Origin of the sequence: Nonomuraea sp. NPDC001636 (assembly GCF_040298265.1) — a bacterium.
Lineage (GTDB): Bacteria > Actinomycetota > Actinomycetes > Streptosporangiales > Streptosporangiaceae > Nonomuraea.
On record NZ_JBEOZT010000040.1, the window covers coordinates 1 to 26,183 of the forward strand.

Genomic DNA, 26,183 nt, shown 5'->3' on the forward strand with positions numbered 1-26,183 from the left:
CCGCACCAACCACCGCGCGAGCACCACCATCAACGTCCTCACCGAACACCAGTTGACAGCAGCCCAAAGCCCTTAACTTCCCGGCATTGGGGCTAACCGGCGGTGGCCAGCTCGTGCAGCTTGGAGACGGTCTTCCAGTTGCGGGCGGTGGCGGTGACGCCGAGCTTCTTCTCCCAGAAGGAGTAGGACAGCTTGGTGTTGCGCACCCCGTCGGGGCACCAGACGTAGATCTCCTTGCCGACGTGCTTGAACACGTCGGGCTTGAAGGCGTCGGGGTCGAGCGCCTTGATCGGCCCGGCGTCGGGCTTGTCCGACAGGAACGTGACGAGGTGCAGGGCGTCGTCGGCGGCGACGTCCCCGAGCGGGTTGGCCTTCAGGATCTCGCCCAGCTCGGTGCCCGTCCTGGCCAGGACGGGCACCGGGACGCCGAGGTCGCGGGCGAGCGCGGCCTCGATCTCGGCCGCCGCCGCCTCGGGGCTCTTCCCGCTGGTGTAGACGACGTTGCCGCTCTGCAGGTGCGTCTTGACGTCCTCGAAGCCGAGGCTCTCCAGCAGCTTGCGGAGCTCGGCCATGCTCACCATGTTCCGGCCGCCGACGTTCACTCCGCGCAGCAGCGCCACCTGCCTGGACATGTCGCTCAACCCCTTCTGCCCGCCACCGCCTGGGGACGGAACTGCCTGATGCGCTCGACCAGATAAGCCGCGTCGTCCTTTACCCACCAGATGAGCGCCGAACCGTAGGAGTGCTGGCACTGCATGCCCAGGACGTAGAGGCCGGGGGACGCGGTCACGCCACGGTCCTGCGTGATGCCGCCGCCCTCGTCCTGGACGGGCGCGTGCACCCAGGAGTAGTCGTAGCGGAAGCCGGTCGCCCAGACGACGGCGTCGACGTCGGCCGAGCGGCCGTCCTCGAAGCGCATCGTGCGGCCCTCGGCGTCGACCGTACGGCCCACGAGCTCGAAGCGGTGCCGCTTGGCCAGCTTCTTCAGGCTCGGCCCGACCAGGATCGTCTTCTTGTGCAGCCGGTCGCGCTCGCCCATCAGCGGCTTGGCGATCAGCCCGAACTTGTCGCCCCACCAGTGCAGGCCCTTGCCCAGGAACCGGCGGCCGAAGTGCGGCAGCGGCGAGCCCTGCGACAGCAGCACGCGGCGGCCGGCGGCCAGCTCTGGCGCGATCTGGGCGCCGGAGTTCGCCGCGCCGACCACGACGACGGTCCCGCCCGGCACCTGGGACGGGTTGCGGTAGCGGCCGGTGTGCACCTGGTAGACCTCGGGGTCCAGTTTGCCCGCGAGCTCGGGCACCTTCGGCACCCGGTAGGCGCCGGTCGCGATGATCACCTGCGGCGCCTCGTACGTGCCCTTCGTGGTCTCCAGCCGGTAGCCGCCCTCGATCGGCTCCAGGGAGGTGACGCGGGTGCCGAGCCGGACCGGCAGGTCGAACTCCTTGCCGTACGCCTCGACGTAGTCGGCCATCTCCTCCTTGGTGGGGAAGCGGTTCTTCCCGCCGGGGAAGCGCAGGCCGGGCAGGGCACAGTACTCGGCGATCGTGAACAGCTCCAGGGAGTCCCAGCGCTGCCGCCACGCCTCGCCGAGCCGGGGTTCCTCGTCGAGGATGACGAAGGGGATGCCGGCCTGTTTCAGGTAGTAGCCCGCGACGAGCCCGCTCTGGCCGCCACCGACGACGATCACTTCAGTGTCCATGCGGCCATCGTCGCGCGCGGGCGCGAGGCGGTCTGCTCAACACTGAGCAGTTCCTGACATGCGAGTACGCGGAGCCCCCGGCCCCGCGTACTCGGCTGCGTGCAGCGCCTACTTGAGGGTGAAGTTGAGGGTGACCTCCGCCGAGCCGTCGGTCTTGGAGACGTACCCGCCCTTGCCGCTCAGCCCCTTCAGCTCCTCCGTGCCGGAGTTCGGCACGACGGACCAGTCGGCCTTGGCCACGCCGCCGTCGAAGGTGCCCGTCGCCTGCAGCACGAAGGAGCCCTTCTTGCCGCGGACGCTCCCGACGACCTTCTGCAGGCCGACGAAGCTGGCCTCGGTGTCGCTGGCGTAGGCCATCAGGTACTCGGCCTGCCCCTCGCCTTCGATGTCGCCGGTCCAGGCGTTGGTGACGTGGGCCTGAGTGAGCTTGGGCTGGCCCTTCTTCTCCTCGTAGGGCTTCTCGTCCCAACCGGTGATCTGGTACGAGCCCTTACCTTGGGTGGTCATGTCAGCTCCCTTTTTTGCTCTCTTTTTCGCTACCCCTGACCCTGGGCGCTATGCGTCGGCCGTCGGTCAACGCTCGCGTCCGAGGACGATGCAGGTGTTGAAGCCGCCGAACCCGAAGCTGTTGGACAGCGCGTAACGGATGTCGGCGGCCCGCAGCCTGCCGGGTGCGAGCCGGCAGTCGCGGTTGATCGGATGGCGCAGGTTCAGGTTGGGATGGACGAAGCCGCGGCGCATCTGCACCACGGTCGCGATCGCCTCCACCACGCCGGCCGCGCACATGCAGTGGCCGACCAGCCCCTTGGTGGAGTTGACCCACGGCCGGCCGAAGCTGTCGCCCAGCGCCCTGCGCAGCGCGGCCAGCTCGGCCACGTCGCCGCTGGGCGTCGCCGTGGCGTGGGCGTTGACGTAGTCGATGTCGCGCGGCCCGACGCCCGCGTTGGCCATGGCGTTGACCATCACCTTGGCCTCGCCCTCCTCGCGCGGGTCGGGCAGGCTGTTGGCATCCAGCTTCAGGTCGTAGCCGCACAGCTCGGCCAGCGCCGTCGCGCCGCGCGCGGCGGCCGAGCGGGCGCTCTCCAGCACGACGCAGCCGGCGCCCTGGCCGGGCACGAACCCCTCGTGCTCCTCGTCGAACGGCCGGCACCTGGCCTGCTGCGGCTCCTCGACGCCGGCGACCGCCCCGAGCGTGGCCAGGCCGCGCTTCTCCATCGGCGACAGGTCGGTCATGGCGCCCACCACCAGGCAGACGTCCACCGCCCCCGACTCCACCAGCCGGCTGCCGTTGATGATGCCGACGTTGCCGCTGGCCGAGGCGCCGCCCACGGTGTAGCCCTCGCCCCTGATGCCGAACACCTGGCTGAGCGTGCCCACCCGGTCGGTGTCCATGAAGTGCAGCGCGAACCTGGCCGGCAGGTGGGCGGGGTTGTCCTCGTACTTGGGGTGCAGGTCGTGGGCGTAGCCGGAGCTGAGGTTGTGCCCGGCCACGACCAGGCCCATCCGCTCGGGGTCGGCCCGCGCCTCGTGCAGCCCGGCCTGCTCGTACGCCTGCATGGCGGCGACCAGGTCCATCTGCAGCGGCTGCGGCGAGCGGTTGGCCGCCCGCAGCGCGCTGCGCACGATCTCCTCGGGCAGGCGGCGGCGGGCCGCCACCGCCTCCCGGAAGCGGAAGCCCTTGACCAGGGCGGCCAGGCGCGGCCCGCCGTCGCCGGGGTCGGGCACCGGCCCGATCCCGCACCGTCCGGCCCGCAGCGCCCTGGTGAACGACGGGACGGTGGAGGCGATCGAGCAGACGATGCCCATGCCGGTGACGACGACCTTCATGAATGCCTCGCCAGCAGGTCCACCAGGGACCGGATGTCGTGCACCTCCTGGAACTCCGACACCGGCACGGTCAGCCCGAGGTCCTCCATGCTCATGGTGACCACGTCGGCCCGGTCGACGCTGTTCGCGCCCAGGTCGGTCAGGGTGCCCTCGGTCGTGACGTCGCCGGGCCGCAGGTCCGGCAGCACCTTCAGGACGTTCTGCTTGACGGTCTCGAAAATCTCCGCATTTGTCATGGTGCCAGCCATTCGTAGGTTCGGTGGTAGTCCTTCGTCCCGGTGTTCACCAGGAGGTCGCGGTCGAAGCGGGCACGGCCGAGCAGGTGCTCGTACGCGCCCACGTCGACCTGCCTGTCCCGCTCCGGCACGAGGCAGGTCAGGGTCTCGGGCAGCAGCGCCGCGTACTCGTCGAAGCCGAGCTCGCAGCGGCCGTCCAGGTGCTCGCCGATCCGCATCGCGGCCAGCGTGCTCGCCGACTCCTCGTCGACCAGGCCGCTGAAGAACTCCGAGGAGCAGCCCGAGCCGTAGGAGTAGAGGCCGACCCGGGCCGGGCCGTCCAGGGTGGCGTGGTCGATCAGGCTGGCCAGGGCCAGGTAGACCGAGCCGGAGCAGAGGTTGCCCACCCGTCTGGGGTAGGCGAGCGAGGGCAGCACCCGCCGCTCGAAGTCCTCCTCGACCGACGCCGTGCCGCCGCCCGACTCGCGCATCAGCTTGCGGTGCGCGGCCTTGACCATCCCGGCGAACGGGGTGTGCATGGCCAGATGGTCGAAGGTGGTGGCGAAGTCGGCGTCCTCGACCCTGGACCGGTAGCCGGCCAGGCAGCTCGTCAGGCAGTCGAGGTAGGCGAACAGCGAGCGGTCGGAGTCGGCGATGTCGAACGTCGGCCCCGGCCGGGCCGAGTCCATCGTCTCGTAGCTGTGGTTGCCGAACGCCCCCAGATCCAGGTCCAGGACGCGCGGCCGGTCGCTGATCAGCACAGCCGCCGCCCCGGCCCCCATGGCGGGCTCGGCGTAGGCGGCGCGCTCGTCCACCAGCGCCACGTCCGTCGCGATGACCAGCGCCTTCGCGCCGGGCGACACGCCCGAGGCGACGTACGCGGCGGCGAGCTGGACGGCCGCCGTGGCCGCGTAGCACGCCTGCTTGACCTCCACGACCCGGCAGCTCCTCGGCAGCCCCAGGTACTCGTGCACGTAGGAGGCCACCGACTTGCTGTAGTCGAGGCCGGACTCGGTGGAGGTGATCAGGATCTCGATCCGGTCGTCGCCGGCGATCGGCCGGGCGGCGTTGACGGCATTGGTCACCGGGTCCTCGAAGGGCAGGCCGACCGAGCGGTTGCGCATCATCAGGTTGCCCAGGCGCTCGGCGTCGAGCCCGCGCCCCTCGAACAGCTCCGGCACCGGGATCTGGGCCAGGCCGCAGTAGACGTTGAGTGCCTCGATTCCGACGTTCACCTCACACGCTCCCACAGGAAGTCGACCAGGGCGTCGATGCTGGGCACGCCGCCGAAGGAGGACAGCGGCTCGCGCACGCCGAGCCGGTCGAGCACGGCCAGGATGATCTCGACCCGGTCCACGGAGTCCGCGCCCAGGTCCTTCAGGTGCGCCCGCCCGTCGATCTCGACGCCGGGCAGGATCTCGTCGATCGTCTTGTGCACGACGCCCTCGACGTGTTCACGCGTCGTCATCGGTGTCTCCCCTCCTGAGCACGCGCAGGGTGCTGACCGCGATCGTGCGGCCCCGGTCCTCCATGACGAGGTTGACGATCTCCTCGTTCTCGTCCTCCGGCGCCGGCCAGCACTCCAGGCTCACCCGCAGCACCGAGTCGGCGTTCGCGTTGCCCAGGTAGCACAGCCGCTGGTCGAGCACGACCCGCCGGAGGAAGTCGGCGACGCCGATCCCCCGGCTGCGCCAGAAGCGCAGCAGCACCCAGTCGACGATCGCGAAGTAGGAGGCGAAGTAGAGCAGGCCCACGCCGTTGAGGTCCCTGGACGGCTCCACCGGGTAGTCGGCGGTGAACGTGACCGGGTCGTCCGGTTTGCGGGCCAGGAACGTGCCGGTGCTCCGCGCATGGCCGTAGACCTTCCGCGGCGAGTACGCGCCGGGCAGCGCCGGCAGGTGCTCGTGCCTGAAGTCCACCGGCGAAGACTTGACCAGCCCCTCGTTGCTGCCGGGCGCGCTGCGCGAGATCCAGCGGTTGAAGGTCTCGACGTAGATGCAGCCGGGGTCGTCGAAGGCGTAGAACCGGTCGGGGTCCAGCTCGCCCGTCCGGCCGCCGCCGCGGCCGATCCGGTGCAGGGCCAGCACCGACTCGCTGCCGAAGCCGAACAGCCGGGAGGTGACCTCCAGCTCGTCGCCGAACGTCAGCGCGTTGACGTGCAGGTCGCGGCTGCCCCTGACGTGGAAGTAGTAGAACGACAGGTACGTCGGGTCGCCGGCGGCGTTGCGCGCGTCGAAGGCGTTCGTGCCGCACAGCGCGCTGACCGCGTCCCAGGTCCAGTCGCCGACCTCGCCCATGAACAGCGAGCTGGGCCCGCACATCCCTGGCTTGACCAGCTCGGTCCTGGTCACGGTGCTGTCGTCAATTCTGTTCATCATGGAACTCGCAGATCAGCCGGTTGACGTGGTCGGGGCTGGTGAGCTGCGGGAAGTGACCCGCGTCGGGGATCTCCTCGTACCGGGAGTCGGGGATCAGGGCGTGCAGCAGGTGCGCGGTCTTGGCCGGGATGACGGTGTCGTACCGGCCCTGGACGATCAGCGTGCGCGCCCGGACCTCCGGCAGCCGGCCGCCCAGGTCCGGGCGTTCGGCGAACACGTCCAGGTAGCGCAGGCCGACCTGCGGGGCCATGCTCTCGGCGCGCAGCAGCAGCCGCATCAGGGCCTCCCGCCGCTTGCGCAGCCGCTTGGACCCGCTGCCCTCGATGACCCGGTCGAAGTCCTGGGTGGCCACCACCTCCAGCTTGTCGATGTCGCCGACCCGGTTGCCGATGCGGCAGGAGCTGCCGATCAGGATCAGCGACTCGGTGTCATCGGGGTGGTCGAGCGCGTACGCCAGGGCGACCAGCCCGCCGAACGACGCCCCGGCCACGTGCGCCGGGCCGCCCGCCACGTCGTGGCAGAGCCGGGCCAGGCCGCTGAGCGACAGGTCGGCGGCGGCCGTGGTCGCGCCGACGCCCGGATGGTGCACGCTCGTCACCCGGTAGCGGTGGGCCAGGCCCTCGAACTGGCGGGCGTAGACGCCGGCGCCGATGTTGAACGGGTGCATGAGCAGCAGGGCCGGTCCCGAGCCGGCGCTGAACAGCTCGACGTCGCCGTCCGCGGTGGTGAGGATCTCGTGCTCGACGTCGGGCTGGTGTTCGCGCAGGATCGCCAGGTTGGGGTTGTCGGGGCTCCTCCGGGTCTCGTTCTTCCGGCCTTCGGGACGGGCGGTTTGCGGGGCGTCGGCCTTCCCTCGGGCGGCTTGACGGGCGTCGGCGCCGAGGAGGGCGCCCAGGCGGGCGGCGGCGTCCTTGGCCTCCTCGACGCTCAGGCCGACCGGCACCGCCAGGCGCACCACGCCCTCGCGGCCGAAGTGCGGAGCGCCCCTGATGCCCGTCTCGCGGAAGATGCGCACGTGGTCGGCGTCCTTCAGCAGCACGCAGTGACCGCCGGGCGGGCCCTCCAGCGCGACGCCCGCCTCCGACAGGCCCTGCCGGAGCGCCGCCACCGCATCCGTCCGGGCGCGCACCTGCTCGGCCACCGTCTCGCGGTCCTCCAGGGCGGCCGCGATGATCCGGCGGTTGGCCAGGCCGACGTCGCTGCCCCAGGTCTCCAGCCGCTCGGCGACCCGCTCGCGCAGGGCGTCGTCGCGGGTGGCGAGCAGGCCGCCGAACGGCACCCCGAAGTCCTTGGACAGGCTGATCGTGGCGGTGTCGGCCAGTTCGAGCAGCTCGCCGACGACGTCCCACACGTCCCGGCCGTCGGCGACCGCCACGGCGTTGTCCACCACGCGGGCGCCGTCGATCACCAGCGGGACGCCGTGCCGGGCCGCGGCCTCCTTGACCGCGCGCAGGCTCGCCAGGGAGGTCGGCGCGCCGCCGGCCGCGTTGTTGGCCACCTCCACGCAGACGAACGACACCGGCTCGCCCCCGGCCAGCTCCGCCTCCAGCGCCTCGACGTCGATCTCCGGGCCGCCGGGCAGCTCGACCGGCTTGAAGCCGTTGTCGGCAAGGCTCAGGAACCAGGTGGGGAACAGGCCGTTGTGCAGCACCCGACCGCGCCGGCCCGGCCACGACCGGCACAGCAGCGCCTCGGCCGCCCGGCCGGAGCCGGTCGGGACGACGAAGGGGAACGGCAAACCCTCGATCTCCGTGTCCGGGCGGGCGGCCGACCGTTCCGTCAGGCGCCGCAGCCGCTCGGCGATCCAGGGGGCGTCCAGCTCGGCCCAGGAGTCGGTGATCAGGTCGGTGGTGACGTGGTGGGCGGGAACGCGGGCCGGCTCGCCGCCGTACCGGTGCAGCAGGTCGGCCATGTCCGGCTGGTTTTCGGACGGCTTGTTTTCGTCCGGCTTGCCCTCGGCCGGCTTGGCTTCTGCCGACTCCTCGGCGGTGGCGGGGCGCAGGTCCGGGTCGGCGATCATGAGGATGATCTCCGAGACCGGGGTGCGGTCCTCCCCCTCCGGCTGGCACAGGTAAATGGGCACGTTCACCGGCCGGAACTTGTTCTTGAACTGGAAGTTCCCCTCGCCGAAGATGCCCGCCGAACGCAGCTCGTCCAGCGCCTGGCGCACGTCCGGGGCGGCGTTGGCCGACTCCTCCGTCTCCACGCCGAAGCTGGCGCCGAAGCTGAACATCGTGCAGCCCTCCTCCACGAGCTGCTCGATGATCTGCACGATCGCGTACTCCAGCCCGCCGAGCGGCATGCCCTTGGGATAGAACTCGACGTCCAGCAGGTAGCCGTTCTCCGACGGGATCTTCGTGATGACGACGGCGTTGGCCACCTCGTCGTCCAGGTAGGTGACGAAGACGCGGTGCCTGCCGTCCAGGCGGCCCTGCTCGATCTCCCGCCGGACGACCGACACGTACGGGTTGACCATCTGCTTGCGGCCGGCCCACTCGTCCACCAGCCCGGCCAGCCTGCGGTCCATCGCGGGGTCCTCGCCCGAGCGGTACTCGACCGTCCGGCACTCGCCCGCCTTGCAGAAGCGCCGCACCATGTAGCGCAGGCGTTCCATCCGGCCGCCCTTCAGCGTGAAGGAGCCCAGGTCGTCGAGCCGCTGCACGGCCCCGAACGGCGTCGCGCTGTACGGCTCCCCGGCCACCTCGCGCACCGGGAGGAGGGACAGGAAGTTGGGCCGCAGGCCGCGCGCCCGCGCGTAGGCGGTGTACTCCTCGACCAGCTCCTGGAAGTACTCCTCCGAGCCGGCGTAGCTCCAGGCCAGCAGGTTGCCGCCGTTCTCGGAGACGTGCAGGTAGCCCTTGCGCGCCGAGCCGATGAAGGCCAGCGGCGCGATGTCGCGTCCGGCCAGGCCGCCCTCCTTGGCGTGGCGGCGGTCGATACCCGCGACCAGGTCCCGCAGGTCCGGGTGCCGGTGCAGGTCCCGCTTCAGCAGCACGGCCGGCTCGCCGTCGCGCGTCCTCGTCTCGAACGGGGCCGGCCCGTCCGGCTGCTCCGGGGGCTGCACGGACTGTGTGCCGCGCTCGTCGCGCAGGTGCGCGGCCAGGTCGGCGGGCGTGGGGTGGTCGAACAGGAGGGTCTTGCGCAGCGCGCCGACCTGCTTCTCCAGGACGCTCACCACGCGCAGCATCTCGAAGGAGGTCAGGCCGTTGTCGGCGAAGCTGCGGGCGGGGTCGAGCGGGCGTTCGATGATCGCGCCGACCAGGTCCGCGAGCTGGTCCTCCAGGGTGCCTGCCTGCCCTTGCGCCTGCTGCGGGGCCTTGGCTCGCGCTGGGCTGGGCTCCTGCGCCTGCTCGGGCGTGCGCTTCGGGGCGGGTTTCGGTTTCGGTTTTTGGGTGGGGGTGGAGTCGGTGATGGCTGATTCGACGGCGCGGGCGAGCCGGTCCACCGTGTCGTACTCGTACAGCTCGGCTGCCTGGAGGTCGAGGGAGAAGGCGGTGTTGATCGCCTTGACCAGTTCCATCCGGAAGATGGAGTCGAGTCCCAGTTCCTCGAAGGGGGTGTCCACGTCCACGCCGGCGGGGTCGGCGTCCAGGATCGTGGAGAGCCGTTCGCGCAGCATCTCCTCCACTCCGGCGGGCCCGCCGGCGCTTCCGGCGGGCGCGACCGGCGTCTCGTCCAGGCGCGCGGCCTCCGCCCGCTCGGCGGCGGGGGCGGGAGTGGGGGCGTCCGGCGTCCGGCCGCCCTTGGCGGCGCGCAGGCGGACCTTCCCGTCGCTGGTCCGCCGCACGACCCCGCCGTCCGAAGGCGCGGTGGCCGACACGGTGGACGGCGCGGCGGCGCGGGACGGCTCGGGCGCGGTGAACCAGTGCTCGACGCGGGCGAAGGGCGGGCCGGGCAGCGAGACCCGTACCGGGTGCGGCCCCTGCCACAGCCCCTGCCAGTCCACCTCGCTGCCGGAGACCCACGCCTCGGCGAGGTCCTCCGGCCCGGTGCCCCACGGCGCCGGGGCGTCCCTTCGGGCGGTGCCCCTGTGCACGCCCGCCGGTTCGCCGCTCAGCGCCCGTACCGCCTGCTCGCGATCGCTGACCACCACGGCGAGCCGTTCGGACAGGTGACGGCGTCCGTTCTGGAGGGTCCAGGCGATGCGGTCGAGGCCGATCTCCGGATGTTCCCGGATGTACCGGGCGACGTTCCGCGCGTACTCCTCCAGGGCCTCCCGGCCGGCCGCCGACAGCACCAGCACCCGTGGCTCCCCCGGCTTGTCCGGCGGGACCTGCTGCCGGTACGCCTCCAGCACCACGTGCGCGTTCGTGCCGCCGAAGCCGAACGAGCTGACCCCCGCCACCCGGTCCGGCCCGTCCCACGGCGTGAGCCGCATGTTGATGGTGAACGGGCTGCCCTCCAGCCGCACGTACGGGTTGGGGCGCTCGTAGTGGATCGTCGGCGGCAGCGCGCCGTGACGCATGCAGAGCAGCACCTTGAGCAGCCCGGCGATGCCGGCCGCCGCCTCCAGGTGGCCGATGTTGGTCTTCACGGTGGCGAGCGCCACGTGCGGGGCGTCCGGCGCGGGCCGCCCCCGGTCGGCGTACAGCCGGGCGAACGCCTTCTTCATGCCCTCGATCTCGATCGGGTCGCCGAGTCTGGTGCCGGTGCCGTGCGCCTCGATGTAGGTGACGCGGGCGGGGTCGACGTCCGCCTTGCGGTAGGCGTCGACCAGCACGCGCGCCTGCGCCTCGGGGTTGGGCGCGGTGAGCGAGCTGGCCCGGCCCCCGTGGTTGACCGCGCTGCCCCTGATCACGGCGAGGATCTGGTCGCCGTCCGCCAGCGCCGTCCGCAGCGGTTTGAGCAGGACGGCTCCGCAGCCCTCGCCCCGGCCGTAGCCGTCGGCGCGCTCGTCGAACGTCTTGCAGACGCCGTCCTCGCTGATCATGCCGGACTTGGCGAAGGCGATGTAGAGCCCCGGGCTGAGCGTCAGGTTGACGCCGCCGGCGATGGCCGCGTCGCACTCGCCGTCCTCGATGGCCCGTACCGCGTGGTGCAGGGCGACGAGGGAGCTGGAGCAGGCGGTGTCGACCGCCTCGCTGGGGCCGCGCAGGTCCAGCAGGTGGGAGACGCGGTTGGCCAGGATGCAGTCGGCCACGCCGCTGGCCGTGTGGGCCTCGACCGGCACGCCGTGCTCGCGCAGCAGGTCGTCGTAGTCGCACGCGGACACGCCCGCGAACAGGCCCGTCCTGGTGCCGGCCAGGTCGGCGGGGCGGTAACCGGCGTCCTCGACGGCCCGCCAGACGGTCTGCAGGAACAGCCGCTGCTGCGGGTCCATCATCGCCGCCTCCTTGGGCGAGATGCCGAACAGCGCGGCGTCGAAGGAGCGAACGTCGTCGAGGAAGCCGGCGCGGACGTTCGCCGTCTCGGGGTTCTCGCGCAGCTCACGCCGGTCCTCGGGGACCGGGCGGGTCAGGTCGTGGCCTTCGGCCAGGTGGCGCCAGAAGTCGTCCAGGTCGGCGGAGCCGGGCAGCATGCCCGCCATGCCGACGATCGCGATGCCATCCGTCGCGGGGGTGTCCGTCGCGGGGGTGTCCGTCGCGGTCCCAGCCGTCGTGCCGGTCGGCGGGGAGTCCGGTGGAGGGGAGGTCCCGGCGCCGGGCCGTGGGGGCGAGGTCACGGTCTCCGGCGCCGGGCCTGGCTCGGCGTCCTCCTGCCGCCCGGCGGGGGCGGCGAGAGGTTCTGCGGCGGGGGTGGACGGGGTGGTGGCGGAGGCGGGTGGAGTGGCGGGGGCGGGTGGGGTGTGGGCGGCGGCGATCTCGGCCCGGTGCTCGGCGAGCAGGTGGTCGCAGAAGGTGGTCAGGTCGGTGGCCTCGAAGAGCACGGTCGGCAGCAGGTCCAGCTTGTACCGCTCGTTGACCTGGTCCACCAGCTCTGCCATGGAGATCGAGTCGAACCCCATGTCCATCAGCTCGGCGTCGAGGTCCACGTGCTCCTCGCCCACCAGCAGGAATCCGGCCGCCGCGCGACGCAGCTCCGCCCGGACCGCCTCGATCAGATGGTCGTCGGACCCGGTCGTCTCCGTCGCGGACATGGGCTCACTCATCTCCATAACCTCGGATTCGGGGTTCGCGGGCGGCTGGGACCGTTCGGTGACGGGCTCGGCGGGGCCTTCGACCACGGCGAAGCTCGTCTCGGCTCCGGCCAGTCCTCGGGCGAAGGCGGCGAGCCCGGCGGCGGTGCTCATCGGGACGCTGCCCCAGCGGCGTTCGAACAGCCGGCGGGTGGCGTCGTCCACCTTCATGCCGCCCTCCTCCCACAGCGGCCAGCCGACGGCGAGCGTCCTGCCGTGCCCGAGCCGCTCGCGCCGCTCGGCGAAGTGGTTGAGGAAGGCGTTGGCGTAGGCGTAGTCGATCTGGCCGATGTTGCCGGTCTCGGCCGCCACCGACGAGAACAGCGCCAGGAAGTCCAGCGGCTGGCCGCGCAGGGCCTCGTCCAGCCGGACGGTGCCCAGGACCTTGGGCTCCAGCACGGCCCGCGTGTCCTCGGGACGTTTGCGCACGGCCCGCGCGTCCCGGTGGATCCCGGCGGCGTGGATGACGCCGTGGAAGGGGCCGTACCGGTCGCGCAGGTGACGCAGGTCGGCGGCCGAGCACACGTCGGCGCGCACGTAGACGGCGGGCAGCCCGGCGATCCGGCGCTCGATGTCGTCGCCGGGCTCGGAACGTCCGGTCAGGACCAGTTTCGCCGCCCCGCGCCCGGCGAGGAAGCGGGCGAACGCCAGCCCGATGGCCCCGGCGCCGCCGGTGATCAGGTACGTGCCGTCCGGCCGGACGTCCAGCCCGGGTGGCGGCGGCTCGTACGGCTCCATGCCCTTCACCAGGCGGGCGCCGTCGCGGTAGGCGACCTCGGAGACCCGCTGCTCGGGAGCGGTTCCGGCGGCGGGCGCCCGCAGCTCGGCCGCGACCTGCGCCGGGGTGGCGCCGGTGACGCACACGCCGCTGAACGCCGTGTGCTCAAGGGCCAGCGTCCTCAGGGCGGCGGCCAGGGCGGTGTGGTGCGGCTCGCCGGTCGCGGCGGACACCACCACCCTGAGCGGGCCCCCGTCGCGCAGGACGGCGGTGGCCGTGCGCAGGAGGGCGTCGAAGGCGGCGGTCCCGGGGAACGGGTCGGAGGGGGCGATCACGACGGCGTCGGGGGCCCGGTCCAGACCGCCGAACTGCCGGGTGACCTGCTCGGGAGGAACGTCCGAGTCGCCGAGCTGTCGGGCGGCCTGCTCGGGGGCATCGGCCGGTGGGAAGGCGTCGCCGGGGTGGAGCTGGGTGCCGCCGAGCGCTTCGGCGAGCCGGTCGTCGTCGGTGATCACCAGGAGGGCTTCCGGTTCCCGGGGTCCTTCGGGGAGTGCGGCGGGTGTCCAGCGGGGCCGCAGGTAGGTGCAACGCCCGTCGGCGGCCTCCCCCGCTCCCTGCTCGGAGGCCGGCTCGGCGCCCGCCTGAGGTGCGGCCGCGTCGGCGGGCGTCGGCTGAGGGGCCGGAGGTCGGGGCATGGGGCTGGGCCGGTCGGCGGGCTTGCCGGCGGGGGCGCCGCTGATCTGGTCGGTGGCGGGAGTGGTGGGGAGCCAGTAGGGGCGGCGGTCGAAGGGGTAGGGCGGGAGGGTCACGCGACGCGGGTGGGGGGTGGGCCAGTTGGCGGCCCAGTCCACCCGGGCCCCCGTGACCCATCCGGCCCCGAGCCCCTCCGCGCCGTCCTCCGGCGGAGCCTGGCCGGCGCCGGGCTCCGCCGTCCCCACGAGGACGCCCTCGGCCTCGCCGTCGCCCGCGAACGAACGCAGCCGGGCGGCCAGCTCGTCCAGGGTGGCCGCCCGGACGGCGAGCCGTTCGGGCAGCTCGGCGCGGCCCACCTGGGTGGTGTAGGCGAGCTCGGTCAGCCCCGCCCGCCCGCTCGCCGCGACGTCGGCGACCTGGCCCGCCATGGCGCGCAGCTGGTCGCGGGTCCGCGCCGAGAGCAGGATCACCTGCTCCCCCGCGTCGGCGGGCTCCGGCGGCGTCCCGGCGGTGGGCACGTACTCCTCCAGGACGACGTGCACGTTGGCCCCGCCGGCGCCGAACGAGCTGACCCCGGCCCGGCGCGGGAACGTCTCGCCGTCCAGGAAGGGGCGCTGCCAGTCGGTCAGCCGGTCCGGCGGCCGGAAGGGGGACGCGGTGAAGTCGATCTTGGAGTTGGGCGTCCTCAGGTTCGCGCAGGGAGCCACCTGGCCGTGCTGGAACTGCAGCAGCACCTTGGTCAGCCCGGCGATGCCCGCCGCCCCCTCCAGGTGCCCGATGTTGGCCTTGACGGAGCCGACCATCCGGTCCACGCGGCCCGCGTCCGCGATGCCCTGGGAGGCGAAGGCCCGGGTCAGGCTGGCGATCTCGATGGGGTCGCCGAGCGCGGTGCCGGTGCCGTGGGCCTCGACGTACGAGATGGTCCGCGGGTCCAGCCCGGCCCGCCGGACCGCCTCGGAGACCAGGTCGGCCTGGGCGCTCGGGTTGGGCACGGTGTACCCGGCGGTCTTGCCTCCGGCGTTGGCGAAGGCGCCCTTGATGACGCCGTAGATCCGGTCGCCGTCCCGCTCGGCGTCGGCCAGGGGCTTGAGCAGCACCGCCCCGACGCCCTCCCCCGGCACGAACCCGTCCGCCGCCTCGTCGAACACCTTGCAGGCGCCGTCGGCGGCGAGCATGTTCAGCGAGCAGAGCGCCACGAAGTGGGCGGGGTGCAGGATCAGGTTCACGCCGCCCGCGATGGCCTGGGCGCACTCGCCGCGCCGCAGGCTCTCGCAGGCGAGCTGGACCGCGGTCAGCGACGACGAGCAGGCCGAGTCGACGGCGAGGCTCGGCCCGCGCAGGTCGAAGAAGTACGACACCCGGTTGGCGATCGACCAGTACGCCGAGTGCGCCCCCGCGAACCTGCCCTCCGGCCAGCCCTCGGCCGCCGCCATGCGCCCGTAGGAGCCGTACATGGTGCCGACGAAGACGCCGGTGCTCGGTTGCCTGGTGTGCTCGCTCAGGTAGCCGGCGTCTTCGAGCAGGGTCCAGGCGGTCTCCAGGAACAGGCGTTCCTGCGGGTCGGTGATCTCGGCGTCGCGCGGCAGGATGCCGAAGAACGGCGCGTCGAACTGCTCCACGCCCTCGATGAAGCCGCCCCACTTGCTGTAGGTGCGCTGCTTGCGTCCGCGTTTGGGATCGTAGAGGGCGTCCAGGTCGAAGCGGTCCGCCTCGGTGATGCAGTTCGCGCCCTTCGCCAGGTTGCTCCAGAAGGCGTCCAGGTCGGGGGAGGCCGGGTAGCGGCCGGTCATCGCGACCACGGCGATGTCGAGGGCCTGCGCGGCGGGCTCGCGGCGCGGCGCGGGCCGCGCCGGCTCCTCCGGCTCGGGTTCCTGGCCCAGGGCCGCGCGCAGGCGCTCGCCGTGCTCGTCCTCCAGGTACGCGGCCAGCTCCTCGATCGTCAGGTTCTCGAACAGCAGGGTGGACGGCAGCGGCCCCAGGTCCTGCTCGAACCGGTGGATGACGTTCTGGCTCACCAGCGAGTCGATGCCGAACGTCTCGAACGTGGCGCGCTCGTCCAGGTCGGTCGTCCCGTACTTGAGCACCTCGGCGAACACCCGCTTGACGTAGCCGCGGGCGCCGGTGCCGGTGGCTGGGCCGGTAGCTGTGGCGGGCGCCGTCTCGCCCACCAGGACGCACTGGTCGAGCTCCGCGACGGGCGTGCCGGGGATGCCCAGGGTGCGGGCGGGGGTGAGGCCGGCGTCCCTGAACGCCCGCTGCCATTGCGGCGCGCCGAGCAGCGGGCTGTGCGGCAGGCGCAGCTCCTCGTCGGTGAAGCGCCACCAGCCCGGGGTCAGCCCGAACGTGAGGGTCAGGAAGTCGGCCGCCCTGGTCACCTCGTTGACCAGCAGCCGTCCGCCGGGACGCAGCAGCGCGGCGGCGTTGCGCAGCGTCCGGCCGACGTCGGCGGTGGCGTGCAGGACGTTCGTGGCCAGCACGACGTCGTAGGTCCCGGGTTCGAAGCCCTGCTCGGCCGGGTCGCGTTCCACGTCGAAGAGGGCGAGGACGAGGTCCGGGCGGCGCGCGCCGAACTCCCGCTCGCCGTGGCGCAGGAATCCGGGCGAGACGTCGGTGTAGGTGTACTCGACGTCCTGGCCTTCGAGGGCGTCCAGCACGAAGCCGGTGCTCGCGCCCGTACCGGCGCCGATCTCCAGGACGCGGCGGGGGCCGCCGCGGGCGACCTCCCCGGCCAGCAGCCGGTTGAAGTGGTCCGAGACCGCCTGCCCCTTGTAGACCTGCTCGACCAGGCTCATCGAGCCGCCGGGGAACAGCACCTCCATGGGGTCGCGCTCGCCCGCCAGCACACCGGGCAGCGCCTCGACGCAGGCGGTCAGCAGCTTGACGTGCGGCTCCAGGTCGGGGAAGCGGGCCAGCACGTCCGCCGGCGACGTCTGCGGCGCGGGCCCGTCCAGCAGGTCGAGCACGGCGGCGCGCAGCCGTCCGCGGTCCGCGCGCACGTTCTCGACGGCCCTGACCCGGTCGGCCGAGCGGTGCAGCAGCCCGCGGGCCAGGTCGTCCAGCGCGCCGAACGCCGTCCGCGCCCGTTCCAGCTCGCCGAGCTCGCCGGTCCGGCCGGGCTCGGTCGCGGCGTCCGGGGTGCGGACGCCGATGTGGGCCAGGCCCTTCGGCTCCGCCTTGACGACGAGCGCCTGCCGCGCGCCCGAGCCCAGGACGGACGCCAGCGCCGCCATGCCCTCCTCCGGCTCGATCGAGCCGATGCCCAGCTCGGCGAACCGGCCGTCGTAGCCGCCGCCGGAGACCGCGCCGACGCTGCCCCAGTAGCCCCAGTTGATCACGCTGACCGGCCGGTCGGGCAGGCTCAACGCGTAGGCGTCCTCGAACGTGCTGGCGGCCGCGTAGTTCGCCTGCCCGCCCACCTCGACGAACGAGGCCGCCGAGGAGAAGTAGGCCAGGAAGTCGAGCGGCAGGCCCGCCAGCGCCTCGGCGAAGACGGCGGCGCCGGCCACCTTGGGCGCGAGCACCTGGGCGAACGCGTCGTCGTCCATGTTGGCGAGCGTCATGTCGCGCAGCACCAGAGCGGCGTGGAAGGCGCCGTGGAGCTCGCCGAACCGCTGCCGCGCCGCCTCGACGGCCCTGCCGAACGCGGCCCGGTCGGCCACGTCGGCCCGCAGGTACACGGCCTGGCCGCCGAGCGACTCGATCTCGGCCAGCTGCTCGCGGATCCCGGGGCTGATCTCGCGCCGCCCGACCAGGGCCAGCCGCGCCCCTGCGGTGGCGGCCAGATGCCTGCTCAGGGTGCGTCCGAGCCCGCCGGTCCCGCCCACGATCAGGTAGGCCCCGCCGTCCCGGTACGGGCTGCGACCGGCGGTCAGGGGCAGGGGCAGGGGTTCCAGGGTGCGGAGGTGGCGGTGGCCGTCGCGGAGGGCGACCAGCTCGTCGGCGCAGCTCTCGGCGCGCACCAGGCGGGCGAGGTCGGCGGGCGGCTGCGGCGCGGCGCCGACGTCGATGACGGCGACGGTCCAGTGCGGGTGCTCGGCGGCCACCGCCCTGGTCAGTCCGATCACGCCGGCCGCGTGCGGGACGATCTCCTCGTCCCCGACCCGCACGGCTCCGGCGACGACCACCTTCACCGTGGGCCTCCAGCCGCCGCGCCCCTGCTCGGAAAGCCGTTTGACCAGGCGGAACACGTCTTGGGTGGTGGGGTCGCCGGCGGGCGGGCCGCTCCGGTCGGGCAGGGCGAGGACGTACACGGTGTCGTACCGGCCCTCCGGCGCCGCGGGCGAGGCGAGCGGGGCCAGGCGGCCGTCGTCGTGGGTGTCCAGGAGGGCGCGGGCCAGCGGCTCGGCGGCCGGGGTGTGCAGCACGAGCGCCCGCCCGCCGCCCGCACCGGACCCGGCGGCGGGTTCGGTCCGGCGCCAGACGGGGGCGAAGATCATGCCGTCCGCCGGGCGGCCCGGCCGGGTGCGCAGGACGACCCCCCGGAACTCGGCCCTGACCCGCCCCGCGGCGTCGGCGAGGCGGACCGTGTACCCGTCCCGGCCCTCGTCGGTCACGTGGGCGTGGGCGGGGCCGGTGATCGGGCCGTCCAGCTCGGCCGACTCCACGCTGAACGGCATCGCGGGCTCACCGCCCTCGGGACGCAGCGCCGCGACGGTCTGGAGCGCGCCGTCCAGCAGCGCCTCCCAGCGCGCGCCGTCGCGCAGAACGCCCAGCACCTCGCCGTCGCCGACGCGGACCTCGCGCAGCACCCGGAACCCGGGCCCGTAGTGCAGCCCGGCGCGGTCGAAGGCGCGGTAGAGGCCGTCGGCCGGACGGCTGTCCGCGCACCGGGCCTCGACCTGGGCGACGTCCAGCCGCCCGAGCGCGCCGTCGCCGGTCCGCAGGGTGCCGCGGGCGTGCCCGTCCAGCTCGAAGCCGCCGTCGTCGCGCACGACCACGTCCAGGGGGCGGACCTCGCGCACCTCGAACGGGCGCAGCCACCGTACCCGCTCGAAGCGCACCGGACCGGACAGTCCGCCGCGGTCGGCGGCGATCGTCAGGAGGGCCACGCCGGGCAGCACGGGGGTGCCGCCGATCCGGTGGTCGGCGACGAGCCGGTCGTCGGGGCGGATCCGCGTCCCGGGGGCGGGCCCGCCGGGGTGGCCGTCGCCGCCGATCCAGTGGCGCCGGTCGTCCGCGAACGGGTATCCCGGCAGCGGCACCCGCCGGCCGCCCGCCGTCAGGTCGTCCCAGGGGAGGTCGTCGCCGCCGGTGTACCGCTCGGCGAGGCGTCCCGCCTCGCCGCGTGCCGGGCGGGCGCCGTCGCGCAGCTGGCCGCGCAGGTCGGCGAGGTCCCCGGCCACGTACGCGCACCGGGCCCCGGCCAGGTGCGGCCTGCCCACGGCGAGCGTGCGGGCGACGTCGCGCACGTCCAGGTCCGGGTGGGCGTCGAGGTGGCCGGCCAGGCCGGTGCGCAGCCGGTCCAGGGCCTGCTCGTCCGCGGCCGACAGGGGGACGACGACGTCCTCGCGCCCGCCGGCCCGCGGTTCGCGGGAGGGCGGTTCGGCGACCACGACGTGGCAGTTCGTCCCGCTGAAGCCGAAGCTGCTCACCGCCGCGACCCGCTCGCCGGAGGGGCCGGGCGTCCAGGGCGACAGCTCCGTGACCACTTCGAGCGCGCCGTCCGCGAAGTCGATCTTCGGGTTGGCCCGGACGAACCCCGGCGATGGCGGCAACTGCCGATGCCGCAACGCCAGCAGCGTCTTGAGCAGCCCGCCGATCCCGGCCGCCATGGTGGTGTGGCCGACGTTCGCCTTGAGCGAGCCGATGCGGCACGGGCGTTCGCGGTCCGCGCCGAACACCTTCGCCAGCGCCTTGACCTCGATCGGGTCGCCCAGCTCGGTCCCGGTGCCGTGCGTCTCGACGTAGTCCACCGCGCCGGGACGGATCCCGGCCCGCCGGTGCACCTCGGTCAGCAGTTCCGCCTGGGAGGAGGCGCTGGGCGCGGTGATGCCGTTGCTCGCGCCGTCGCCGTTGACGCCGCTGGCCCGGATGACGCCGTGGACGTGGTCGCCGTCCGCCAGCGCCCGGTCCAGCCGCTTCAGCACGACCACGCCGACGCCCTCGCCCAGCACGATGCCGTCGGCAGACTCGTCGAAGGGCGCGCAGGTGCCGGTGGGCGAGAGCATCCCGGCCTTGCTGCACCAGATGTGCATCCTCGGGGTGTTCATCACCGCCACCCCACCCGCGACCGCCGCCTCGCACTCGCCGCGCCGGATGCTCTCGCAGGCCAGGTGCACGGCCACCAGCGAGGACGAGCACGCGGTGTCCACGGCCATGGTCGGTCCGCCGAAGTCCAGCAGGTACGCGATCCGCGCGGGCAGCACCGAGGAGGCGTTGCCGAGGAAGGCGTGCCCGGTGTCGTCGCGTCCGGCCGCCGCCAGCAGGCCGGCGTAGTCGCCCGCGCCGCAGCCGACGAAGCACCCCCACGGCCTGCGGCCGGACCTGGCGGCGTAGCCGGCGTCCTCCAGGGCGTGCCACGCCTCCTGGAGGAACAGCCGCTGCTGCGGGTCCATCGTCTCGGCCTCCAGGGGCGAGATGTTGAAGAAGGCCGCGTCGAAGGCGTCCACGTCGGTGAGCATGGCGGCCCACTTGCTGTACGTCCGGCCCGGCGCCATGCGGTCGTCGTCGTACACCCGCGACACGTCGAACCGCTCGGGGGGCACCTCGCGGATGCTGCACCGGCCGTCCGCCAGGTTCCGCCAGAACGTCCGGAGGTCGGGCGCGTCCGGGAACCGCCCGGCCATGCCGATGACGGCGACGTCCCCCTCCCGGACGGGCGTCTCCTGCCGGGCGGGGGGCTCCTCGGGGGGCCGCACCGCCTCCAGGGTGACCGTGCCGGTGCGCCGGGCGGCCGTGCGGTCCGGCTCGGCGCGGTCGCCGTCGAGCGAGGGCAGCCGGACCTGGCCCGCCCGCTCCTGCGGATCGTCCGGTTCGGGCGTCTCGTCCCGCTCGGCGGGGGTGGGTTGTTCGGGTACGGACGGCCGCTCCTCCGGAACCTGCTGCTCGGGGGAGGGACGCGGCGGAGGCACGATCAGCCCGTCGGCGGCCACGGCCTCCCGTACGGCCTCCACCAGCGCGGGGACGGTCGGATGGTCGTAGACGGCGACGGAGTCCAGGTCGAGCCCGAAGCTCCGGTTCAGGTCCCGGACGATCTCCACGGCCCCGATCGAGTCCAGCCCCATCTCGCTGAAGCTCAGCGAGTCGTCCACCTCGTGGGCCTGGAGGTAGAGGTGGCTCATGAGCGTGCCCTCGATGACCCGCCGCACCTCCCCCGGCTCAGGCCCGCCTCCGGCGGCGCCGGCCTTCGGTGACGCGCTTCCGCCCGTGTCCGCCTTCGGGGAGTCGCCTCTGAAGGTGTCCACCTTGGCGAAGTAGTCGTCGACGCGGGCCAGCGACTCCTCCCCCAGCACACGCTCGTGCATCCCCGACTCCCCCGCGATGACGCCGGTCAGCCGGTCGAGCACCCGTCCGGCCAGCTCGGACTTGAGCGCCCGCAGGGCGGGCAGCGGCAGCGCGGCGATCGAGCGGGCGTGCCTGAGCGCCGCCTTCAGCACCGCGCCCTGCGGCAGGACGGTCACCCCGGCCCCCCGCCGGGCCAGCTCCTCACCCGTGACGGACCGGCCGGTGTAGAGCATCTCGTGCGCCGCCGACCGGCCGAGCCGCTCCTCCAGGATGTACGTCGCGCCCATCCCGGGCGTGAAGCCGAACTTCATGAAGTTGGCGCTGTAGACGCCCTCGGCCGCCATGATGACGAGGTCGGCGAACAGCCCGAAGGCCAGCCCGCCGCCCGACGCGTGCCCCTGGACGGCGGCGATGACCGGCCGGTCGCACCGCAGCAGCCCCTCGTACAGGAAGGGCACGTCGGTGAAGCGTCCCGCGCCGCCCGCGAGGGTGCGCAGGGCCTCCGGGGTGGCGCCCATGCTGAAGACGTTGCCGCTGCCGGTGAGCACGACCGCCTTGACGTCCTCGCGCCCGGCGATCTCGGCGAACGCGGCCTGGAGGTCGTCGATCAGCTCCCTGGTGAACATGGACGCCCCGGACCCCATCACCACCAGCGCCACCCCGTCGGGCAGCACCTCGAACCGCAGCCCTTCCCCGTCCGGCACGAGCTCCACGGCCGGCTCCTCCGCCGTGTCCACGGCGGGCGGCTCGACGGGTGGCTCGGGGGTCGTGGTGGCGCGCTGCCAGCGGCCGAGCCAGCAGCTCTCCTCCTGGAACGGGTAGACCGGCAGCGACACCAGCCGCCCGCCGTCGTGGCACTCGCGCCACGGCACCTCGGCTCCGCCGGCCCAGGCGGCCGCCACCTCTTCCAGCCGTCCGGCCCGGAACAGCCGGACGCAGTCCGCCGCCGACGGCGTGCCGTCCCCGCCGCCGGAGCCGGTGAAGACGCCGGGGCCGGGGTTCGCGCCCGCCGCGTACGCCTCCAGCCCGTCCCGCAGCTCGGCCACGTCGCGCACGACGAGCGCCAGCCGCTCCGCCATGCCGGTCCGGCCGACCTGCGAGGTGTAGGCGAGGTCGGCCAGGGCCGTGCCGGGGCCGGCCAGGTCGGCGACGGTGTCGTCCAGCGAGAGGCCCGGTCCGAGCTGGATCAGCGCGGCCGGGTCGAGGCCGAGGTCGCCGAGGGAGTCGGCCGGGTCGAGCTGGTCGGCGGGGATGCCGAGCAGCGCGGCCACCCGTTCGACGCCGCCCCGGGAGCCTGGCCGGGAGCCGTCCGTGGCGGCGGTCTCCGCCAGGAAGCGGGTCCAGGCGCGGGCGTAGTCGCGCAGCGCCTCGGGCGTACGGGCGGAGAGCACGACCAGGCAGGGCCCGTCCGCGCCCGGCCCGGGAGCGGGCTCGGGCGCCTCCTCGACCAGGACGTGCGCGTTCGTGCCGCCCGCGCCGAACGCGCTGACCCCGGCCCGCCGGGGTGTGCCGTCCGCGCGGTGCCAGGGTTCGAGCGCGCGCTGGACGTGGAAGGGCGTGGCGGCGAAGTCGATCTTCGGGTTGAGCTCGTCGGCGTGCAGGGACGGCACCAGCTGCCCGTGCTGGAGCTGGAGCAGCACCTTGGTCAGCCCGGCGATCCCGGCCGCACCCTCCAGGTGGCCGATGTTGGACTTGACCGAGCCGATCGCGCAGTCCGCGCCCTCCGGCAGGGCCTGGCGCATGCCCTCGACCTCGATCGGGTCGCCGAGCGAGGTGCCGGTGCCGTGCGCCTCGATGTAGCCGATGCTCGCCGGGTCCCAGCCGGACCTGCGGATCGCCGTGCCGATGAGCTGGGCCTGCGAGCGCGGGCTCGGGACCGTGGCGCCGCTGGTCCGGCCGGTGTGGTTGACGGCGGTGGCGGCGATGACGCCGTAGACGTGGTCGCCGTCCGCCAGGGCCCGCGAGAGCGGCCTGAGCAGGACGGCTCCGACGCCCTCGCCGGGCACGTACCCGCTGCCGCCGGCGCCGAAGGCGCGGCACCGGCCGTCCTCCGACAGCCAGTGTCCCTGGGCGAGCTGCAGGTACTTCTGCGGGTGGACGGTCGCGTTCACGCCGCCGGCCAGGGCGAGGTCGCACTCGCCGCGCCGCAGGCTCTCGACGGCCAGGTGCACGGCGGTCAGCGAGGAGGAGCAGGCGGTGTCCAGCGCGATGCTCGGTCCGTGCAGGTCGAGGGTGTAGGAGACGCGGTTGGCGATGGAGGCGTGCATGGCCGTGGGCGCGACGCCGCCCTCCCCGCCCTCGACGAGCTGGTAGTGGTTCCACATCACGCCCGCGAACACGCCGACGTTCTGCGCCGACAGCGACTCCGGCGGGTGGCCGGCGTCCTCCAGCGCGTGCCAGCAGGTCTGGAGGAACAGCCGTTCCTGCGGGTCCATGCGTTCGGCGTCGCGGCGGGAGATGCCGAAGAAGGCGGGGTCGAAGCGGTCGACGCCGTCGAGGAAGCCGCCCCACTTGCCGTACGTCCTGCCGCGGGCGCCCTTCTCGGGGTCGTAGATCTCGTCGTGGTTCCAGCGGTCGTCCGGGACCTCCTCGATGCAGTCGCGTCCCTCGGCCAGGTTGCGCCAGAAGGCGCGCAGGTCGGGGGCCTGCGGGTAACGTCCGGCCAGCCCGACGACCGCGATGGGCTCGTCGCCGCGCACCCCGCCGGGCTCGTCGTCGCCCGCCGCCCGCGCCTCCGCGCGGGGCGTGGCGGCCGCGGGCCGGGACGCCGGGCGGGGCGACGGCTGCGGCGGGGCGGGCGGCAGCAGCGCGGGGATGCGGTCCGCGTCGCCGTGCAGCACCGTCAGGACGTCCTCGGTCCCGCTCAGGGCGCGGTCGAACACGTCGAGTGCGGCCTCGGTGGGCAGCGGGACCATCCCGGTGGCCGTGCGGGCGCGCTCGACCGTCTCCGGCCCGACCCGCATCCCGCCCTCGGCCCAGTACGGCCACGCGATCGCCAGGGTGCGGCCCGGCCGGTCCCGCCGCGCCGCCCGCCGCCGGGCGAACTCCTCCAGGTACGCGTTCGCGAAGGCGTAGTCGGCCTGCCCCGGGTTGGCCAGCGACGCCGACACCGACGAGAACACCACGAAGCAGTCCAGATCGTCGTCCTTGGTCGCGGCGTCCAGGTGGCGCACGCTCAGGGCCTTGGCCGCCACCACGGCCTCGATGTCGGCGGCCCGTTTGCCCGGGTAGAGCCCGTCGCGGTTGACGCCCGCGCAGTGGACGACGCCGTCGATGCGGCCGTGGCGCGCCCGGACCGTGGCGAGGGCGCGCTCGACCTGGTCCGGGTCGGTCAGGTCGGCGGAGATCTCCGCGTTCCTGCTGACGGGCACGGCCGTGGCCTGGTGGCGGCGGTCCAGGTGCTCGGCGAGGAGGCGGCCGATGCCGCCCGTCCCGCCGGCGATCACGTACACGCCGCCCTTCCTGATCGGGATACATCCGCCGGACTCGGCCTGCTCGGACGGCTCGGGCGGCTCGACCGGGAGCCAGCGGCGCACCAGGCGTTCGCCGCGCTCGTAGCGGATCTCGGGCTCGGCGGAGGCGTCCCGCAGCGGGTCGGCGGAGGCGGGGACGTCGGAGGAGGCGGGGGCGTCGGCGGGGTTCAGGCGGATGCTGCGGCAGCGGATCAGCGGGGTCTCGGCGGTGATCGTCCTGGCCAGCGCGCCGACGGCCTCGTGGGCGGGGTCGTCGCCGGTGTGGACGTAGGTCAGGGTGACCGGCCGCTCCGGCTTCGCGGCGAGGACGGCCTTCGCGGTCTCCCAGACGGCCAGGCACGGGTCGGCGGGCTCCCCCGGCGTGGCCCGGATCACCAGGTGCCGGGAACCGTCGTACCGGGCGCCGGGGGTGATCTCGCGGTACTCGCCGGGGTCGTCGCCGTCCTCGGGCCGGGGCACCCACACGTCGCGGAAGCAGCGCGTCTCGCCCGGCTCGGGCTCCGGCTCCCCCGGGGCGAGGTCGTAGGCGGAGGAGAGGTGGGCGGCGAGGCTGTCGATGTCGCCGTACTCGAACAGCAGGGTCGGGTAGAGCCGCCGCCCGACGATCTTCTCCAGCCGTTCGCTGAGGTCCACGAGCGTGACCGAGTCCAGGCCGAGGTCGTAGAAGCCGGTCCCGGTGGGCACCTCGCCGGGCGGGCGGCCGAGCGGCCCGGCGACGAGCTCGCGCAGGCGGCCGACCAGGTCGCCGGAACCATTGTGGCCGGTGGCGGACGGCTGCTCCGGACGTGCCGGGTCGTCGAGCAGCCGCTCGATCAGCCGCGGCGACCTGATGCGCTTGCACGACAGCCCGCCGAACCCGGCGACGAAGCGCCCCCGCTCGTCGTAGAGGCCGAAGTCGTTGGTGATCACGTCGCCGGACGGCGCGATGCTCTCCGGGCGCGGCGCGTACACGTGGAAGTTCGCGCCGAGCCGCCGGGGCGCGCGGAACTCGGCGATGTAGACCGGGATGAACGGCTCCCGCCCCGACGCCTGCGTCTGGCCCAGCCCGGCCAGGGTGGCCGCGTCCAGGCGGGCGGGGTGCAGGTGGAAGCCCTCGTGGCCGGGGGCGGGCGCGTCCTGCCGCAGCTCGGCGAGCAGGTAGCCGTCGCCGTGGTGCAGCCGTCCTGCGCATTTCATCGGGGCGCCGTGGCTGATGTCCTCGGCCCTGGCGCGGGCGTACAGGTCCTCCATGTCGCCGTGCCGCCGGGCGCCGCGGCGGAGGGCGTCCAGGTCGATCGGGCCGGGCTCGGGGCCGCTCGGCGTGCCCACCTTGCCGGTGAAGTTCCGCCGCCAGCCGGACAGCGGCGTCCCGTCCCTGCTCCAGCGGCTCTCCGCCCGCACGTCGGAGCCGTCGACGGTGACGCGGATCTCCCGGTCGGCCTCCGGCTTGGTGACGATCGCCTCCGTGAACAGCACCTCGCGCAGGACGATCTCCCCCGGGTCGCGCCCGGTCGCCATCAGCGTGCGGAACACCAGATCGAGGAACGTCACCCCGGGCATGACGGACACGTCGTGCACCCGGTGGTTCCGCATGATGAAGTCGGTGTGCTTCAGCGTGGTGTGACACTCGATCGCGGGCATGG

9 protein-coding genes are annotated in these 26,183 nt (G+C 73.8%); all 9 read right to left on the reverse strand.

Annotation, left to right across the window (positions count from 1 at the left end; translation table 11 throughout):
• Positions 1 to 92: 92 nt before the first annotated feature.
• Complete coding sequence (locus ABT158_RS45740; protein ID WP_352364802.1) at positions 93 to 632, reverse strand: DUF1697 domain-containing protein; 540 nt, start codon at positions 630 to 632, stop codon at positions 93 to 95.
• Between the two features lie 5 nt (positions 633 to 637).
• Positions 638 to 1,699 carry a flavin-containing monooxygenase gene (locus ABT158_RS45745; protein ID WP_352364804.1) on the reverse strand — a complete coding sequence of 354 codons (1,062 nt, stop codon included), beginning with the start codon at positions 1,697 to 1,699 and terminating at the stop codon, positions 638 to 640.
• A 108-nt stretch (positions 1,700 to 1,807) separates the two neighbouring features.
• The gene (locus ABT158_RS45750; protein ID WP_352364806.1) at positions 1,808 to 2,206 is read right to left on the reverse strand and encodes a DUF3224 domain-containing protein; all 399 of its coding nucleotides are present in this window, start codon (positions 2,204 to 2,206) and stop codon (positions 1,808 to 1,810) included.
• A 66-nt stretch (positions 2,207 to 2,272) separates the two neighbouring features.
• Positions 2,273 to 3,526 (reverse strand): beta-ketoacyl synthase N-terminal-like domain-containing protein, encoded by a 1,254-nt coding sequence (locus tag ABT158_RS45755; protein WP_352364808.1) that lies wholly within the window; start codon positions 3,524 to 3,526, stop codon positions 2,273 to 2,275.
• Entirely contained in the window at positions 3,523 to 3,762 is a 240-nt protein-coding gene (locus ABT158_RS45760) for a phosphopantetheine-binding protein (protein WP_352364810.1), read from the reverse strand. The genes ABT158_RS45755 and ABT158_RS45760 overlap by 4 nt, the downstream gene beginning before the upstream one ends.
• The gene (locus tag ABT158_RS45765) at positions 3,759 to 4,976 is read right to left on the reverse strand and encodes a hydroxymethylglutaryl-CoA synthase family protein (protein ID WP_352364812.1); all 1,218 of its coding nucleotides are present in this window, start codon (positions 4,974 to 4,976) and stop codon (positions 3,759 to 3,761) included. The genes ABT158_RS45760 and ABT158_RS45765 overlap by 4 nt, the downstream gene beginning before the upstream one ends.
• Positions 4,973 to 5,209 carry a phosphopantetheine-binding protein gene (locus ABT158_RS45770; RefSeq protein ID WP_352327369.1) on the reverse strand — a complete coding sequence of 79 codons (237 nt, stop codon included), beginning with the start codon at positions 5,207 to 5,209 and terminating at the stop codon, positions 4,973 to 4,975. Before ABT158_RS45770 ends, ABT158_RS45765 begins: the two co-directional genes overlap by 4 nt.
• Entirely contained in the window at positions 5,196 to 6,119 is a 924-nt protein-coding gene (locus ABT158_RS45775; protein WP_352364814.1) for an LnmK family bifunctional acyltransferase/decarboxylase, read from the reverse strand. Before ABT158_RS45775 ends, ABT158_RS45770 begins: the two co-directional genes overlap by 14 nt.
• Entirely contained in the window at positions 6,103 to 26,181 is a 20,079-nt protein-coding gene (locus ABT158_RS45780) for an SDR family NAD(P)-dependent oxidoreductase (protein WP_352364816.1), read from the reverse strand. The genes ABT158_RS45775 and ABT158_RS45780 overlap by 17 nt, the downstream gene beginning before the upstream one ends.
• Between the last annotated feature and the right edge of the window lie 2 nt (positions 26,182 to 26,183).

Bases quoted from the DNA above. Each gene is read 5' to 3' on its own strand.
- ABT158_RS45750 (WP_352364806.1), bottom strand. From the start codon at position 2,206: ATGACCACCCAAGGTAAGGGCTCGTACCAGATCACCGGTTGGGACGAG.
- ABT158_RS45760 (WP_352364810.1), bottom strand. From the start codon at position 3,762: ATGACAAATGCGGAGATTTTCGAGACCGTCAAGCAGAACGTCCTGAAG.
- ABT158_RS45755 (WP_352364808.1), bottom strand. From the start codon at position 3,526: ATGAAGGTCGTCGTCACCGGCATGGGCATCGTCTGCTCGATCGCCTCC.
- ABT158_RS45775 (WP_352364814.1), bottom strand. From the start codon at position 6,119: ATGATGAACAGAATTGACGACAGCACCGTGACCAGGACCGAGCTGGTC.
- ABT158_RS45740 (WP_352364802.1), bottom strand. From the start codon at position 632: ATGTCCAGGCAGGTGGCGCTGCTGCGCGGAGTGAACGTCGGCGGCCGG.
- ABT158_RS45770 (WP_352327369.1), bottom strand. From the start codon at position 5,209: ATGACGACGCGTGAACACGTCGAGGGCGTCGTGCACAAGACGATCGAC.
- ABT158_RS45745 (WP_352364804.1), bottom strand. From the start codon at position 1,699: ATGGACACTGAAGTGATCGTCGTCGGTGGCGGCCAGAGCGGGCTCGTC.
- ABT158_RS45780 (WP_352364816.1), bottom strand. From the start codon at position 26,181: ATGCCCGCGATCGAGTGTCACACCACGCTGAAGCACACCGACTTCATC.